The sequence below is a fragment of the Vibrio sp. RE88 genome (genome assembly GCF_013113835.1).
Taxonomy (GTDB): Bacteria; Pseudomonadota; Gammaproteobacteria; order Enterobacterales; family Vibrionaceae; genus Vibrio.
This window is the reverse complement of sequence record NZ_VTYQ01000006.1, coordinates 39,975-56,147: the sequence shown is the minus strand read 5'-3', so window position 1 is coordinate 56,147 and position 16,173 is coordinate 39,975. Positions and strand designations below refer to the sequence as shown.

General features: G+C 44.0%; 16 protein-coding genes. 13 read left to right on the top strand and 3 right to left on the bottom strand.

All coding sequences use genetic code 11. From position 1 onward, the window contains the following. The first annotated feature begins 236 nt into the window (after positions 1–236). Complete coding sequence (locus tag F0265_RS15165) at positions 237–599, top strand: hypothetical protein (protein WP_019275491.1); 363 nt, start codon at positions 237–239, stop codon at positions 597–599. Between the two features lie 133 nt (positions 600–732). Here F0265_RS15165 and F0265_RS15160 read toward each other — a convergent pair whose 3' ends face one another. After that, a complete protein-coding gene (locus tag F0265_RS15160; RefSeq protein ID WP_171749528.1) occupies positions 733–3,558 on the bottom strand; it encodes a hypothetical protein in 2,826 nt (941 codons plus the stop codon). Positions 3,559–3,746: 188 nt separating this feature from the next. Here F0265_RS15160 and sctR point away from each other — a divergent pair, with 188 nt between their 5' ends. The 5 genes from sctR to F0265_RS15135 all read left to right on the top strand — a co-directional run bounded on the left by sctR (position 3,747) and on the right by F0265_RS15135 (position 7,315). Then, positions 3,747–4,397 (top strand): type III secretion system export apparatus subunit SctR, encoded by a 651-nt coding sequence (sctR, locus tag F0265_RS15155; protein ID WP_006962255.1) that lies wholly within the window; start codon positions 3,747–3,749, stop codon positions 4,395–4,397. Continuing rightward, positions 4,394–4,663 (top strand): EscS/YscS/HrcS family type III secretion system export apparatus protein, encoded by a 270-nt coding sequence (locus F0265_RS15150; RefSeq protein ID WP_006962254.1) that lies wholly within the window; start codon positions 4,394–4,396, stop codon positions 4,661–4,663. Before sctR ends, F0265_RS15150 begins: the two co-directional genes overlap by 4 nt. Further along, entirely contained in the window at positions 4,664–5,446 is a 783-nt protein-coding gene (sctT, locus tag F0265_RS15145; protein WP_171749527.1) for a type III secretion system export apparatus subunit SctT, read from the top strand. 2 nt (positions 5,447–5,448) lie between these two features. Further along, complete coding sequence (locus F0265_RS15140; protein WP_171749526.1) at positions 5,449–6,501, top strand: EscU/YscU/HrcU family type III secretion system export apparatus switch protein; 1,053 nt, start codon at positions 5,449–5,451, stop codon at positions 6,499–6,501. A gap of 139 nt (positions 6,502–6,640) precedes the next feature. Next, positions 6,641–7,315 (top strand): two component system response regulator, encoded by a 675-nt coding sequence (locus F0265_RS15135; protein WP_227495683.1) that lies wholly within the window; start codon positions 6,641–6,643, stop codon positions 7,313–7,315. Positions 7,316–7,384: 69 nt separating this feature from the next. On the opposite strand, the gene F0265_RS15130 is transcribed toward F0265_RS15135, so the two are convergent. Beyond that, the gene (locus F0265_RS15130; protein ID WP_171749525.1) at positions 7,385–7,825 is read right to left on the bottom strand and encodes a hypothetical protein; all 441 of its coding nucleotides are present in this window, start codon (positions 7,823–7,825) and stop codon (positions 7,385–7,387) included. Positions 7,826–7,839: 14 nt separating this feature from the next. Next, positions 7,840–10,620: a two component system sensor kinase gene (locus tag F0265_RS15125; RefSeq protein WP_171749524.1), complete on the bottom strand. Its 2,781-nt coding sequence runs from the start codon at positions 10,618–10,620 to the stop codon at positions 7,840–7,842. A 206-nt stretch (positions 10,621–10,826) separates the two neighbouring features. Between F0265_RS15125 and F0265_RS15120 the strand changes: the two genes are divergently transcribed. The 7 genes from F0265_RS15120 (at position 10,827) to F0265_RS15090 (ending at position 16,169) form a co-directional block, all read left to right on the top strand. After that, entirely contained in the window at positions 10,827–11,216 is a 390-nt protein-coding gene (locus F0265_RS15120) for a hypothetical protein (protein WP_171749523.1), read from the top strand. Then, a complete protein-coding gene (locus tag F0265_RS15115) occupies positions 11,213–12,667 on the top strand; it encodes an EscC/YscC/HrcC family type III secretion system outer membrane ring protein (RefSeq protein ID WP_019276902.1) in 1,455 nt (484 codons plus the stop codon). The genes F0265_RS15120 and F0265_RS15115 overlap by 4 nt, the downstream gene beginning before the upstream one ends. A gap of 12 nt (positions 12,668–12,679) precedes the next feature. Further along, positions 12,680–13,885, top strand: coding sequence for a type III secretion system inner membrane ring subunit SctD (gene sctD / locus F0265_RS15110; protein ID WP_171749522.1), 1,206 nt, complete (start codon positions 12,680–12,682; stop codon positions 13,883–13,885). Positions 13,886–13,893: 8 nt separating this feature from the next. Continuing rightward, positions 13,894–14,082 carry an EscE/YscE/SsaE family type III secretion system needle protein co-chaperone gene (locus F0265_RS15105; protein ID WP_006962246.1) on the top strand — a complete coding sequence of 63 codons (189 nt, stop codon included), beginning with the start codon at positions 13,894–13,896 and terminating at the stop codon, positions 14,080–14,082. A gap of 56 nt (positions 14,083–14,138) precedes the next feature. Continuing rightward, positions 14,139–14,483: a hypothetical protein gene (locus tag F0265_RS15100; RefSeq protein ID WP_171749521.1), complete on the top strand. Its 345-nt coding sequence runs from the start codon at positions 14,139–14,141 to the stop codon at positions 14,481–14,483. A 270-nt stretch (positions 14,484–14,753) separates the two neighbouring features. Continuing rightward, complete coding sequence (locus tag F0265_RS15095) at positions 14,754–15,329, top strand: secretion protein EspA (protein ID WP_038159332.1); 576 nt, start codon at positions 14,754–14,756, stop codon at positions 15,327–15,329. A 48-nt stretch (positions 15,330–15,377) separates the two neighbouring features. Then, positions 15,378–16,169, top strand: a complete 792-nt coding sequence (locus tag F0265_RS15090) for a secretion protein EspA (protein ID WP_038159335.1) — start codon at positions 15,378–15,380, stop codon at positions 16,167–16,169. Positions 16,170–16,173 lie beyond the last annotated feature (4 nt).

Genomic DNA, 16,173 nt, shown 5'->3' with positions numbered 1-16,173 from the left:
TAACTACACTTTACTTCCAACACGACACATGTCGTAATGCCACCCAAACCATAAAGAAAATGACGCCGAAACAGTCGGTTAAACTTTCTTGCCGATTTTAATAAAAAAGTGGCATTTTCAGCCGCCAACTATACTGCATTTAACAATTCAATGACAGGGTAGTAACCTTACAGTCGGTCAGGTTTTGACCTTTTATTTTAAAACTTTGAAGTTTGTTACACGGAGAACCGTACCGAATGGCAGCCGAAAAACTCACACGTGGTCGTTTTGCTCAAATAATCATCATGTTAACCCTTTTAATTACTGCGTTTATTTGGCGAACAATGGCCTACAAAGAGCAAGGAAATGTGGAATGTGAGTTGAAACCAAGTTGTACTTTTAATGTTAAAAATAGTTCTATCAATGCCGTTTTGGAAGGCTCAAAACTGGTAGTGGAAAAACCGACAGGAAATTGGCAGTTAACCAGTGAAAATTCCCAGCTAAAAGTCGAAAGTAAAGAGAAAAGTTGGGAGGTTGAACTCTCATCAAAAGAAGACTTTGAACTAACACTTCAAGATCTCGAAGAAGCAAATATTATTGGTGTTAAGTTCCGTCTTTAAATTTTAAATCAATTTAATATATCTGGATTTTCTTTTTGTCTGGATATATTTGCTGTTTCTATTTGTGGCCATTCGCCCTCTATATATAAGAGTGAATGGCCTTTTCTTTGAGAATTTCTAGGTGAACAAATTATTATTCACTTTGTGTGATTTTTTCACTGAAATTATCGTAGCTGACGTTAGCTGGTTGATTGGAATGAAAAGCTACCTTTAAGTTCTGTGTTGAGTTATACGGAATAGTGACCAGTGTTGATTCGGCCTCATACTTTATGTCTATAGTGTTAACGAACGATTGAATCATGTGGCTGTTCCTTAAAGGCAGTATCAAAGAGACAATTTTAAATGACTCGCCTGTTTCAAGTGGCTTTGAAGCGCTAAACCAATCCCTTTCTTCATTGTCCCAAATGTTTCTGGTCAGTTTCACCTCAACGTCTTCATCGGAAGCTTCAAACACCAATAAGGTATCAAGTTGCTGTAGCTCTCCTGAGGGTAAGGTAGTTGGTAGCATTTTTTGTTGCCCTTTAAGAAGGACCCAATTGTCACCTTGTGACGATTTTAACTGCGGTAACACCTGATAAAGCGCGCCACCAATATGATCCCCCGAGTAAGTTGGTGTTGTCGATAGGGTGTCCAACACCACTAAAACACCATTGTGGAGTAACACAGTTTCACGCTTAGTAACCACACCTTCATATTGGTAGCGACGATACTTAGCCACCCCATAGGCAGCGTCATCAGAGAGTTGCTGTGCACTATATTCTTCAATCTCATAGCCAGAGGAAGGTTTATAGTTCATGACTTGCTTAAACCGTTCATTGTCACCGGGCGCTGATACTTCTTTTGAAGGATAAGGAGCTGAGGGGTACTCATATTGAGCTGGGTTAATGTATATCCCGTTGGTTTTATTGGCTTCAGCCCACCGTTTCATTCTAGTGACCGTATGAGCGCCATTGAAGTTGTGATTATCGATACCAGAACGATGGTCATGTGCGGCTTTGTGTTGCGTATAGCTCAAATCCATCAACATATAAGGTGCTCTTGGGTGATGCCCAGTTGAAAGTACCAGCTTATCTTGAACATCCACGTAGTTGGTATCACCGCGGCCAAGTAATAGTCCGTCATACTCACAACAAGAAGTTATGCGAGGAGTGGTACGAGACAGTGCGTCGCCAATGTTTGGTTTAGCTAACTCGATATTGAATGCATCAATGCCCGCAGGCCAAAGATCTGGTGAATAGTCACTGCCTGAAAATGGACCATGGTCTTGATAAAGAAAAGCCTGGTATTTGCGAGCCATGTAAAGGTAATGAGGATGATGCCATAAGCGGTAGCCCATTTTTAAAACCCACGGAAGGTTAGCCCCAGCAGATATCCTTATCTGACCGGAAGAGATACTCTCCATCGATTTTCCCCATTTCGCAGATTGACCGCTCGGCATCACTGTTCTCGAAATACGATCCATGATCCTAAGTAGGTGCTCAGACTGAATTACATCCTGTTCAAGGCCATGCCTTAACGCCATATTCAAAATGATTTGGAAGCCGGTGCTGTTGTCGTAGTGTGGTGAGTTGTCACCGTCGTATGACATTTGGGTTACGTTGTGCCAGAAGGAATGAAAAGCCTCTTTCATATTTGGAAACTTGCTCGTGCCTTTGTAGAGCAAAGCAACTGTTGATGCTACGTCCATGGCAAACACTTCTTTATTGTAACCAGTGGTGTAATACGCCCCCTTATAGTAAGGATCGAGCCCTTCAAGGTAGCGAGTAACGAAGTCTTCGAATTGGGTACGGAAGCGTACTGAATCTTCGGTATTACCATGAAATGCTCCAAGCATATAGAGCCCCCATGCGTAGTCCATGTAGCGACGAATGGGAGTGACTTGCCTAAGGTCGTTGACCTTGCCGTCGCTTTCAACAATGACTCGTTCGGCTTCAATGCGCGCAAGTTCTCCCTCGACATAGAGTCGACTAACTGTGTCACCTCTCCAATGGGGGAAAAAAGATTCATCAGTTATCAACATAATCAGAGTTCGAAGCGCAGACTTTGAGTCATCCTGTTCGTTATTCTTGGTGATCAGTGCATCGATCTGTTGTTGGCTATGACCAAGCCTGTCTTGCTCAAATAAGTAAGCGATGTATTGATTACGAATATTCTTGAGCTTTGCTTCACGTGCGTGGATCTCTTCGTCACTTTCATAATGCGGTACATAGTCCATTGGAAATAGATGGGAGACAGGTTCCGGTTTCTGCTTTGGTGAATTCACTAACTCATCAAGTTGATTTCCATCACCATCTTTCGGCGTTTCTTCCATGTCTAACTTATGGTCGAGGCTGAAAATAAAGCGATCGAGTGCAAAGCCTTTCTCTCGGTCACGGATTGAAAACGTCAGAACCCTTCCTACGTCTTGCTGAGTGACGATGAAATCATTGTTGACTCGATACCAAAAGAATTTTCCTTCTGAAGGGTTGCGCTCTGGGTTGGATTCAACATCACTATCCTGAGATTGACGGCTACCATGCTGAGCAAACTCATCTCCATCAAATTCGTTCGCGTAGAAAAATGAATCTTCTCCACCGTAGGAAGACCCGTCATCCTTTTCAAACATAGAACGTCGGTAATAAAGGCGATAAGTTCCAGGTGTTTGAAAAACGATTTGGTACTTAACGGTCGATTGGTTCATGTCATACTCGTAGCGAAAATCAGCCAGCAAAGCGCGGTTCTCTGAAGCGAGGTAGGCAGAATGTGCGGGTAAGACTGACGTGCCAAATTCGGAGGTGAATTCGTCGATTGAGACAACGTTGAAACCGTCATTGTCTCCGTTGTGCCGAATAATATCGTGGTAGTCCTCCGCTTCGAAAGCGAGGTAATGAGTGTCAGTATCTTGATAAGAAGGGCTTGCATTGGTCAACCACGCCATGGTGGTTGCGACTAGCCCGAGACTAAGCGTTCGTATATTCATCTTCATATGTCCTCTAAGGTTTATTTAGCTTTAAAGGATATGTCGAAGATTCAGAAGTGATTGATTATAAAAAGTTATATCTCCATTTCTATCCAATTCCATGTCACTTATATCTCAGGTCCTGACCTGATACTACGCAATGGCTATCTAGTGCAAACTCACCATGTAACCATCGTTGGGAGGTGTTTATGGCCTTATTGGATAATCCAATTCAGCTGATCGCAGTATTATTTTTCATGTCGCTTTTACCACTGTTCGCGGTCATGGGGACATCATTTTTAAAACTCTCGATCGTACTGTCCATGCTGCGAAATGCACTGGGTATTCAGCAAATCCCACCTAACATGGCAATTTATGGTTTAGCGCTGATTCTGACTATGTTTACGATGGCGCCTGTTGGTTTAGCTATTCGAGATAACTTAGCCGCACATCCGGTGGATTGGGCGTCACCAGAAGTGTTTAGCCAGATCAGCGATCAGATCATCGCGCCATATCATCAATTTCTCAGTCACAACACCAGCGATACCCAAATTCAGTTTTTCTCTGAGATTGGACACAAAATCTGGCCTGAGCAATACCAAAGCGAGCTATCTAAAGATTCACTGTTGGTCATGGTCCCGGCATTTACCATGAGCCAATTGATTGAAGCGTTCAAAATTGGTTTCTTGCTTTATTTGCCGTTTGTCGCCATCGACTTGATCGTTTCAAACATCTTACTAGCGATGGGCATGATGATGGTATCGCCAATGACGATTGCTTTACCGTTCAAGCTATTAATTTTTATCCTAATGGGCGGCTGGGACAAACTGATTGGTCAACTGATGGGGTCTTTCTCATGAACGAAGCGGTGATTATCCATTTTACTTCTGAGTTGCTTTGGTTAGTGCTTATCCTTTCTTTACCTGTGGTCGTCGTGGCTTCTGCGGTGGGGATTCTGGTGAGTTTGTTTCAGGCACTGACGCAGATACAAGACCAGTCTTTGCAATTCCTTATTAAATTGGTGGCTGTCTGCATCACGCTTGCCGTGAGCTATCACTGGATGGGGAGCACTCTGCTCAACTACGCCGGACTGGCTTTCGACCAGATTGGATACATAGGGGGCTAAATGGCAACCCTGATGCAACATGTTCCGATTCTCGCACTTTGCATGATGCGACCACTGGGCATGATGATAATGCTACCGCTTTTCAAAGGTGGAGCGATGGGAAGCGGGTTGATCCGTAATACACTCGTACTGATGTTTGCATTGCCCATCATCCCGATGATGCAAGCTCACCCTGTTGACTTTGCGGCCAAGCCATTGACAGAGCTAACATTCATTTACGGTGAAGAGCTCTTAATTGGCCTGATTGTTGGTTTCTGCGCCGCCATTCCATTCTGGGCGATTGATATGGCCGGATTTGTTATCGATACAATGCGTGGTGCATCGATGTCAACGGTACTCAACCCGTTGATGGGGTTACAATCCTCAGTGTTTGGTATGTTCTTCACTCAAATACTAGGAGTGTTATTTCTGGTTTCTGGTGGGTTTAACGCCTTGTTAACCGCTCTATATCAGTCCTATACCGTGTTACCCCCTGAGTCTGCCTTGTCTTTTAATCAGGATCTGCTGTCATTTATCAGCCAACAGTGGCAGATGATGTCTGACATGTGCTTAAGCTTTGCACTGCCTGCAATGGTCGTCATGATCATGGTCGATGTCGCGCTTGGCTTGGTTAATCGTTCTGTTGAGCAACTCAACGTGTTCTTCCTGTCGATGCCCATAAAAAGCATCTTAGTTGTTTTCCTACTTTTGGTGAGCATGCATTTCGCACTGTCTCACTACCTCAATCAAATCAATCAGTTTGAAAGCAACATCTCAACGCTGTTCCAATTATTTAAGGGCTAGGTATGGCTGAGAAAACCGAAAAACCAACCCAAAAACGCTTACGTGATGCGCGAAAAAAAGGCCAGGTCATTAAAAGCAATGAGATCGTGACAGGCTTTCAGATGGCGGTGATTCTCGGTTACTTCATTATTGAAGGGCAGGGCATGATGGAAGCGATATGGAAAATGATCGACCTCGCCATCACTTCTATCGATTTGCCACTTAAAGTGGCGGCAGAAACCGTGGTTGCGGCGTTTGTTTATATCCTGATTCGATTCATTGCGGGATTAGTCTTTATTTTGGTGATTACCGTCACGTTTAGCTGCATGGTTCAGACGGGGCCAGTTTGGGCATCTGAAAGCTTAAAACCAAGTTTTAACAAAGTGAATGTCATCAACAATGCAAAGAACATTTTCTCAATGAAAAGCTTGTTTGAGCTGTGTAAGAACATGCTCAAGATTTTGGTGCTCAGTTTGGTCTTTTATTACCTGTTGCATCAGCATGTGAATATGTTCCAGTATTTGCCTACATGTGGTGTAGATTGCGGCGTAGAGATCATTTTCACTCTGATCAAATGGTTATGGGGCGCCTTCCTTGTTTGTTACCTTGTCTTTTCCGTTGGGGATTACGCTTTCGTCCATTTCCAGACAATGAAACAGCTCAAGATGTCGAAAGAAGACACTAAGCAGGAATACAAGGAAACAGAAGGCAACCCTGAAGTGAAGCAAAAACGTCGCGAACTACAAAGAGAAACGGCGAACGGATCTTTAGTGTCTAGCGTGAAAAAATCGACAGTCATTGTCCGAAACCCTACACACATTGCGGTATGCCTATATTACCAACCGGGTGAAACACCGTTGCCGTTAGTTTTAGACAAAGCGCAAGAACATATGGCCCTACATGTTGTTGAAATGGCGGAGAAACATGAGGTTCCGCTGGTTGAAAACATTCCGCTAGCACGTGCCTTGTATCATCAAGTTGAGCCCGGTCAGGTCATTCCCGAATCATTGTTTGAGCCTGTTGCTGAGTTACTTCGCGTGGTGATGAACGTCTCTTACGACGATGGAGAAGACTAAACGCGCCCTTCGATCTGCCTCGTTATGAGAACCCATGTCACTTAAATGAAAAACGCTCTTGATAACTTCACGTTGAATGATAGATTGAATATCGATAACAACAATAAATTCGTAGCAGTTTGGTTATATTGAACCTTATATGCATCGATTTCTGACGTGGAGAATGACGATGACATTTGGCGAGTATTCACATTTAAAAATCTTGGTCGTGGATGATCATGACCTTATATTCGACGGTTTAAAAAGCTGCCTTTCTCCATATCCAAATTTGGAGTTAGTAGGATTCGTGACAGATGGGCTGGGAGTATACGAGGAGTGCCTTAAGCTCAAACCGGACATGGTCTTTATGGACCTTAACCTTCCGGGCATGTCCGGTGTAGAGGCAATTCGACAGTTACGTAAACGTTGGCCAGACATGATGATCATCGTATTGACGGCCTCTGAAGAAGAGCGCAAAGCACGAGAAGCGTTAGATGCCGGTTCAAACGGTTACGTATTGAAAAATGGCTCTAAGAGTACATTACTTGCTGCAATAAAGAGTGTGACACGAGGCAAGAGTTTTCTAGACCCAGCTTTGGACGCCAAACATATTGAGGCACTAAGTGGTGTCGAAGAAGGGGATATCCCGGTTTTAACGCCGCGGGAAAAGCAGGTTCTCAAATTGATCTTCGAAGGTAAACGTAATCGAGATATTGCTGAAGCCCTGTTGATTGGTCTGAAAACCGTAGAAACCCATCGGATGAACATTATGCGTAAGCTAGACGCCCACAATGTTGCCGATTTAATGAAATGGGCCCATAGGATGGGTATCTAACTTAGATACAGTTTAACGAAACGGCGAATTCAGCCTTTACTGAATTCGCCGTTTTTTACGCTTAATTGGTTAGGCACAAGGTTGTGTGTTTAACCCTTTTACAAGCCGAGTCTGACAAAGCCAAAGCACGGGTAAAACGCAGAGTGCAGTCGTGATGATATCTGAAAACGTATGATAGTGTTGGTACATCATCAAAATGGCATAGGCGATCATAGACGCCACGCTGACCCATTTTAGTGCTTTGCTATGGGTAAACAGATAGGTGACGAACACCAGTGCTAACGCAGTGTGGGTGCTATAGTCCATCCCGAATGAAGGCCAAATTTGGAAATAGTTATCTGCAAACATCAGTGCATAGATGTACAGCGTTGATACTAAAGTTGCGAGCAGCTGCTTAGTACCGGTTCTCAAACCAGACCTAAAACCCGTAATCAGGATTACGATCAGGCTAATGCAACCTATAAGTGGAATGTAGACATCAGCAATTGCGTCCCATTGTTCGTATGTCATATTTTCCTACTTCGCTATGAACGTGATTGATAGTTTTCTAAAGCGCGGAGCAGCGGATCAAGTTCTTCGCTTTCAATATGATTGGTTTGCTCCAATTGCTTTTCTAGATCGGCAGCAGCGCTCGAAACATCATTGATACCAGCGAGACCAGCACTTCCTTTTACGTTATGTAATATGTCTCTGAGTTCTTGCCAATTCTGATCCGCTAAGCTCTCACGGGCAGCTTGAGCCATATCTTTGAAATGATTAGCGAGTCGTTGGGTAAATTCGTCTTCGGCGAAATCCATAATAGGGGTATCTGAGTCTGTATTGATATCTGGCTGCATGTCACGATCTATCTGAATTTCTGCCGCAACATCAAGAGCTTTTGCTAGCTCTTTCAATGAGACAGGCTTGGTGAGGTAGCCATTCATTAGGTGCATAGACTGATCGTGTTCTGAGTGATTGGCGTTGGCTGTTAATGCCATGATTGGGCAGTCGGTATCTAGGATGGTTTCACTTTCACGCCACAGTTGTGTCGCTTGATATCCATCGATACCCGGCATACGAATATCCATTAAGACTAAATCGAAGATATGGCGTTCGCCGGTTTGCAACGCTAGCTCACCGCTCTCCACGCAAATCACCTCTTGGCCAAGTTCTACCAACATCTTAGTGATGATATCGCGATTGGTTTCAACGTCATCAACCAAGAGCACTTTCAATTTCCACGGCAACATCTCCTTGGCTGGAACGATGGTTTTCTCGGTTGAAATACCATGCTGAATTTCGTACAAACGCTTCCAAAGTCGCCAAGGCAGGTAGTTGAGTTCGTCGTTTTGAAGTGAGTCAGAATGCTTATCGACACACTCTCCGCCCCAAAGTGAAATTTGCGTATGCAGATTTTCTGGTGCATCAATGACACCTTGTTTAAGGCGTAATCGCATTCCAGGTTCGGTCAGTGGCATAGCGAAAATAAATGTTGAACCGACACCAAGCTCACTTTTCAAAGACAAGCTACCGCCCATGATACTGGCGAGTTTTCGAGAGATCGGTAACCCCAGCCCGGTGCCAACCTGATGCTGGGAAGACTGCCTGAATGGTTCGAAAACTTCATCCAGCTTATTGGCTGCAATACCTGGCCCTGTATCTTCGACTGTGAAATATAGCATGTCGTCTTTGCTTTCAATGTAGAGGAAGATATGTCCTTGCTCTGTGAATTTCGCCGCGTTGCCCAGTAGATTAACCAGTACTTGCCTCACTCGGATCGGGTCGAATACGCAGCTTTCAGGAATGTTATCGGCAACAACGGTTTTTAACTCAACAGGCTTGTTGATGACATTAGATTGAATCGTTAGCATCGCTTCATCGACTACTTTGAGAAGGGGATTGCTAGCAAGATTAAGCTCAATCTGGTCTGCTTCAATTCTGGAGAAGTCAAGCAGGTTGTTGATGATGCTCAGTAAGGATTTAGCACACGTGTAAGCCGTATTTCTTAAGTCAGCTTGTTGCTCGTTCATCTGAGTATTGCGAAGTAACTCAAGCGAACCCGTGATGCCATTTAAAGGTGTACGCAGTTCATGGCTTATGTTAGTCAGATGCTCGCTTTTCCGCGCGGTTGCTTTTTCAGCCAGTTGTTTGGCGTGAGCAAGTTCAACGGTTCGTTGCTCAACTTTAGATTCGAGTTCGTCATAGCTGGATTTGATCGTATCGAGCAACATGTTGTAAGCACGAGCGATGTCACCAAGCTCATCTTTCCTAGATTCTGGTAGGCGCCTTGAAAAGGTTGGTTGACGATCACTTTTAATGATGCCGACAAAGTTACGGATGGTTTGGGCAAGTGATTTCCACAAGATCCACAACATGACCAAAATCATTACAGCAAAAGAGACTAGTGACCATTTAAGCTCATTGTAGAACGGCGTGTAAGCCATCTTTTCAATTCTTGATTTGGGCACCATGGAAATCTGCAACCAATCAGGCCCATCGATGAATTTACTGACAACGTAGTACTTGTCGATTTCAAAAAACTCTCCGACATTTTCAACACCACCGGCGTTAATGATTTGGCTATTCAGTTGAGCTCTGGTTGGTTCGTCCGGCTTAGACTGGCCATGAAATGGTACAACGCCTTCTGGTGTAAGAAATACATTTTGGTCGCCTTTAGTATAAACATTGGAGACGGTAACGACGTCTTTGATATCAATGGCAAAGCCGACCTGACGCGCCATTTCATCTTCCGGATTTAAGGTGTAACTAAGGAGAATGTAAACGCTGTTTCTACTGGCATCGTATTTGGGCTCGCTCCAGCGAAAGCCATCTTCCGTATCAAGTTGAGAGAGGTCGATGATCTCAGCGACGCGTTGATCAAGGTGAGAACGTTCAATTTCGGATGCCGCATAAATAGACACTTGCCTGTCCGGCTCAATAATGAAGCTATCTACATAACGTTGTTGGCCTGCGATACCAAAGGTTTGTAGCGCCCAAAGTTGTTTGCGCTCTATAGGTAGATTGGCATCACCAATATTGAACTGATGGGCAACCAATTCAGCGTTAGAGTCCACTTCCATGGTCTGGAACTGCTCAAGGCGCTGCTCAAATTGCTCGGTATCATCCTTTGCTTGAGCGAAAAGGCTGCGATTCATCTGCGCTCGAATCTCACTGATTTGGTCGTAACTCTTCAGCGTTTGCTTTAAGGTGCCGTTGTAGGTGTTGTCGAATGCATTTATTTGAATCAGTACCCATAGGCCGACAAACACCGATATGAAAGCAATGGTGAGTTTGGTAACCAGTGAAGAATTCCAACGAGTTTTCATGTCTACTCCTGTAGTCATTGATTTTTAACGCAATCATTTCAAGATTCGCTCTTTCTACCTTAGCGTGAAGCATCACGTAAGATCCATCTTTACCTTGATGTAGATAATAAAACTTTTCCCCTCAGGTGAGACTAAGGTGTTCACCTGATACCGAACAAAAACCTCTCGATACATACTGAATCCGAAATCAGAGAAAGAGGTTCTCAATGATCGAACGTTTAATTGCGATGGGATATCTGGATACGGATAGCACATCAGATGACAGCCAGTGGCAAGGCCAATGCGCAAGCAGAAGACTTCGATGGCTGCAGTCAGAGCATTACGTGACGATTGGTATGCAAATTGAGCCACCACAAAACCGTCTTTGGTCAACGCAAGCGTCTCTTGTGCTCGCTATATGTGAAGAAGGCTGGGATTGCAGCCTCGAAAATCGCGATGATGAGTGGATATTGTGGCGCTGCTACCCAAATAACCTTGATGACGAAACACTGATTTCCTCTATAAAAATGCAACTGGCATTGTCCAGATATCTGGAGCAAGAAATGTTGAAGCCTGTTCCAGCCAGCAAACCTCGTATTTGGAGGAGCAAACTATGAAGAAATTACTATGCTGGTTACTTCTTTTTACGATCAACTTTGCTCATGCTGCGCCGATATCAGCAGTTCAATGGCATGGTGAGCCGTTTGTATTCTATAGCCGTGGAACGCCATTGAAGTCAGTGATTGAAGAAGTGGGCAAGAACTATGGAATCCCGATGGAAGTCAGCAGCCAGATTAGCGAGTCTTTCAGTGGTCAAATCGATGGTCAGACACCAAAACAGATCCTAACCATGCTTGCGCAGCAGTACGGCTTAGTCTGGTACTATGACGGGGATTTGTTGCATGTTAACAAAGCAAGAGAAGTCACCAACGAGGTAATTTCGCTGTCTTCTCTCTCTAATCAGGAAGCGACTCGCTACATCGCGAAAGCGGGTTTCATTGACAAAGTGGCGTGTGAAGTGACATCGATTTCAGGCTTACACGCCATCCAAGTTAACGGTGTGCCAGCATGTGTAAATACAGTGAGTAAGTATGTTCAGCAACTGGACAACGATTCTAAGCAACACGCGCAATCACAGAAGTCGGTCAAAATCTTCCCACTGAAATACGCCTCTGCAACAGACACCGTATATAGCTACCGTAGCCAAGACGTTACTGTGCCAGGTGTGGTCTCTGTTCTTAAACAAATGGAACAAGATGAAGGGCCTGATGCCAGTAATCAAGGCACAACCAGTTTCTCAGCAGACTCACGCCAAAACGCAGTGATCATTAGAACCAACAAGATGGATATGGCGATGTATGCCTCGTTGATAAAGCAATTGGACATTACGCCAACCATGATTGAAGTTTCGGTCACCATTATTGATGTCGACACTTCGGACTTTAATCAACTCGGTATCGATTGGTCTGCTGCAGCGAAATTTGGCGGAGGTAGTGTCACATTCAATCAAGGTAGCTTGAGCAGTGATAACTTCTCGACTGTGATTGGCAACACCGGGAACTTCATGGTTCGACTCAATGCACTAGAGCAGAACTCAAAAGCAAAAGTGTTATCAAGACCTTCCGTTGTGACACTCAACAATGTTCAAGCGGTGTTGGACAAAAACGTAACCTTCTATACCAAGATTGAAGGAGAGAAGGTGGCCAAGTTGGAATCCGTAACCACAGGTTCGCTTTTAAGAGTGACACCAAGACTGGTCAATGAGAACAACTTTAAAAAAGTGATGCTGTCACTAAATATTCAAGATGGCCAACAAGCAAAACCCGTGAGTAGCAAAGATCCATTACCTCAGGTTGAAAATTCAGAGATTGCAACGCAAGCCACGCTAAAAACCGGTGAGAGTCTATTGTTGGGCGGTTTCGTTCAGGACAAAGACCATACCGTAGAAAACAAAATTCCATTACTGGGTGATATCCCGCTACTAGGAGGACTTTTCCGTAGTACAGACCACAGCAAACAAAGCGTCATGCGTCTGTTCCTAATTAAGGCAGAACCCGTCAATCAATAAGTGGGAGTGGCTATGGAAAACAGTACCAAACTCTTATGGCTCACAGGCCCAATGCAAGGTAGAGAACTGAGATTACCTCAGGGCGATCTATCAATGGGGCCTAGCGGCGACATTATGGTGCCACTTGCTGAGCGTGAGTTATTGAATATCAGGGTTGATGAAAAAGGTGTGTTTGTCAGGGATACAGTCAAAGTCTGGGCAAATGGTTCTCTGGCAAATACCGAAGAAGCCTTACCGATGGGAGAGCCGATAGAGATTTGTGGTGTTGGCCTAGTCCTTGGGCAGGCAGAACAAGCATTAGAGTGGCAAAAGTTACCGGCGCACGTGAAAACCAACAAAAGCCGATGGAGAAATATGGTGTTGCTGGCAATGACGCTGATTGCCATCGTTCTAATGGCATTTACCTTGATGTTACCGGCGAAAACACAACCCGTGTTCGACCCGCAATTATGGTTACAACATCAACTCAATGTTCCGGCGTTACATCAGGTTGAAGCAAACTGGGGCTCTGATGGAGTAGTGACATTGACAGGTTACTGCGACAACTCAACAGCGATGGCCAAATTAAAAGAAGGATTGAAACTGCATTCGATACGTTTTACCACCACGGCGGTTTGCACCGATACATTGATCAGCAACGTGGAATCGGTATTGAGCGCAAATGGTTATCAGAACATCAACGTTCTTCCATCACGAAGAATGGGTGAAGTCAGAATCTCAGGTGCGATTCAATCTGGTGAAAAATGGGACAAAGTGACTCGTGAACTAGAACAAATTCAAGGGCTGAAGCACTGGCAAGTGGCAAACGATATTGGTGGTTACGTGCAAAAATTCATTGAAGCACTTAGGGAGAAAGGATTGCTTCAAGGACTGATGGTAGAACGTCGTCAAGACAGCATCATGGTGACGGGGCAGTTTCAAGATGATGTCCGCAGTCAGATTCGTCAGGTCAGTAGTGAGTTGATGGCGAACACAGGCCAAAGCATTGATGTCCGATTTGAGAACATTCCAGTAAGGGACAATTTATCCCGTTATCTGTCTGGACAAATCGTCAGTTTTGGTGGTAACAGCAGCCACCCATTTGTCGAGCTTAGCAACGGAACTCGACTTAAATTGAACAGCAAACTCGATAGCGGTTATGTGGTAAGTCACATTGATTTGAAAGGGCTGGACCTCAGTCGAGATGGTGAACTTATACACATACCATTCATTTTATAGGAGGCGTTATGGCTCGAATTACACAACTGGAATCCACGCTTAAGGAAAACCCTGAAAGCAAAGACGAATTGATTTCTCAGTTAGAAGCGGCTCGAAATGAGTTGAATAAAGGATCAAAACAGACTGCGGAAAGTCTCTACCATGCCATTTACGCTGCTCAAGACGTGATCAGTATTTTGGCTAAGCGATATCAGTAACAAGCTCTATATATCAAACGAACTCTACCGTACCACTTTAAAAACTGGAGAAAATTATGGATACATTCAACGATATTAAATCCGTAATGGATGACCTCAACAGCCGTCGCAGTATGCTTGCTGAGCAAATGAAGGAATTCGAGCAACTGCAGAATGAAATTCAGATTCTGGTCGAAAAATCTGCGCATGATCCAGAAGCGCGTAGAAAATTAGAAAAGCTGAACCAGGCATTTCCCGAGGGATTTCAAAACTCTCAGCAAGCCATTATGTCAAAAGTAACTCAGCTTGAGAGCAACTTTAAAAGCTTGGAGGAAGGGTTCAAAACCATGGGAGATTCAGAAGATCAGCAGCCGGAATCATCTCCTAAGCCCAAAAAACGAGTGTTAAAGAAATATATGTAACTCTCTAAAGTTCATCTCTTATTCGTCAATGACCACTGTGGTCCCTTACCGGTATAGCGATATTGTTATGCCGGTTTTTTTATACCTGTTTTAATATTCGAAAATATATCTAATAAACTGGTCGAACCACCAATTTATACTAGTTAGGGATATTAGAAATCAAAAGATCAAACGAGCGGTAATATAGAATTACAAACTGAGATGCTAAATGGTGATTTCCAATTTAGAACCCAGCTTGTAGTAATAACCTATTAATAAGAGGAAAATATTATGGCTGTTAATCTTAATGATACATCAGGTACTCAAGGTACTAGCATCATCAACTCTCAACAAAGTGAAGATATTAAAAATACCATTGCATCACGTGGTGATACTGTACTGTCCGGTGGTATCGCCGTGCTTTATATGTTCATGAATCTGCTGTCTGAAATGGCCGACGCAAAATACTCTCAGATGCAGAAAAAATCTGAAGTGTCACGTACCGCTCAGGATATGGCAAACCGTGTCGATGAGAAAGTCGCGGAAGCCGCTAAAGAAGGTGATAAGGCCACAAGACAACTGGATCCTGAAGTGATTAACTATATGAGAGACAACGGGTTTACAGTCGATGGAAAAACCATTGATAAATACCTAGAGGCAAATGGTAAGGACCTTGATCAGGGCAAACTAAAAGCAGTTAAAGCCTCGCTAGAAACCGTATCGAATCGAGCGTCAGATTTCGTTTCACAATCCCAACTTCAATTACAAAAATTGATGCAGACATACAACGTGACCGTCAGCCTTTTAAATAGCATGCAAACCATGTTGGCTGAAATGAATAAATCCATCGCTCAGAATATTCGTTAATTACTTAAACGATAAATCTGTTCAATAAAATAATAGTAAGGAGTTGTTATGCTTCAAGTTGATAACGGCGTGAGTGCTCCTTTGTCTAAAGAAAATGACAAAGTAGAAATTGAAAACGCTATTAAAGGCGATAGCGTATTGTCAGGTGGCGTAGCGGTATTGTATTTATTCATGAATCTTCTGTCTGAATTAGCTGATGCTAAATACGGTCAGATGCAAGCCAAAGCTGATGTATCTCGCTCTGCTCAGGATATGGCTAACCGCGTAGATGAAGTGATTGCCCGAGTCGCTAAAGAGGGCGACAAAGCAACAGGTCAGCTACCACCTGAAGTCATCAAGTATATGAAGGACAATGGTTTCTCAGTCGATGGTAAGTCGATTAGCGATTACCTCAAAACCAACGATCCATCAGCTAAATATCTCGACAAGCTAAAAGCAAAAATTGACGCCAGTGGCCCAGAGGGGATGCAGTCATACAGCTGGCAAGATGTTGTGAGCTATATGGATCAACACGGCATTAAGGTCGATGGAAAGCGGGCTTGCGACTACATCTGGAGCCTACCTGAAGTGGGTTACATGTCTGGTCAGAGGATCAACAAAGAACACATGCAGCACATCGCTGACACACTGCAAGCGGCTGGTGGTCTAGATCAGGGCAAACTCAAAGCGGTAAAAGCAGCACTCGATACTGTCTCTAACCGTGCGTCCGACTTTGTTTCTCAGTCGCAGCTTCAGCTTCAGAAAATCATGCAAACCTACAACGTGACTGTCAGCCTGCTGAACAGCATGCAAACCATGCTGGCAGAGATGAACAAGTCCATTGCACAGAACATCCGATAGGGGG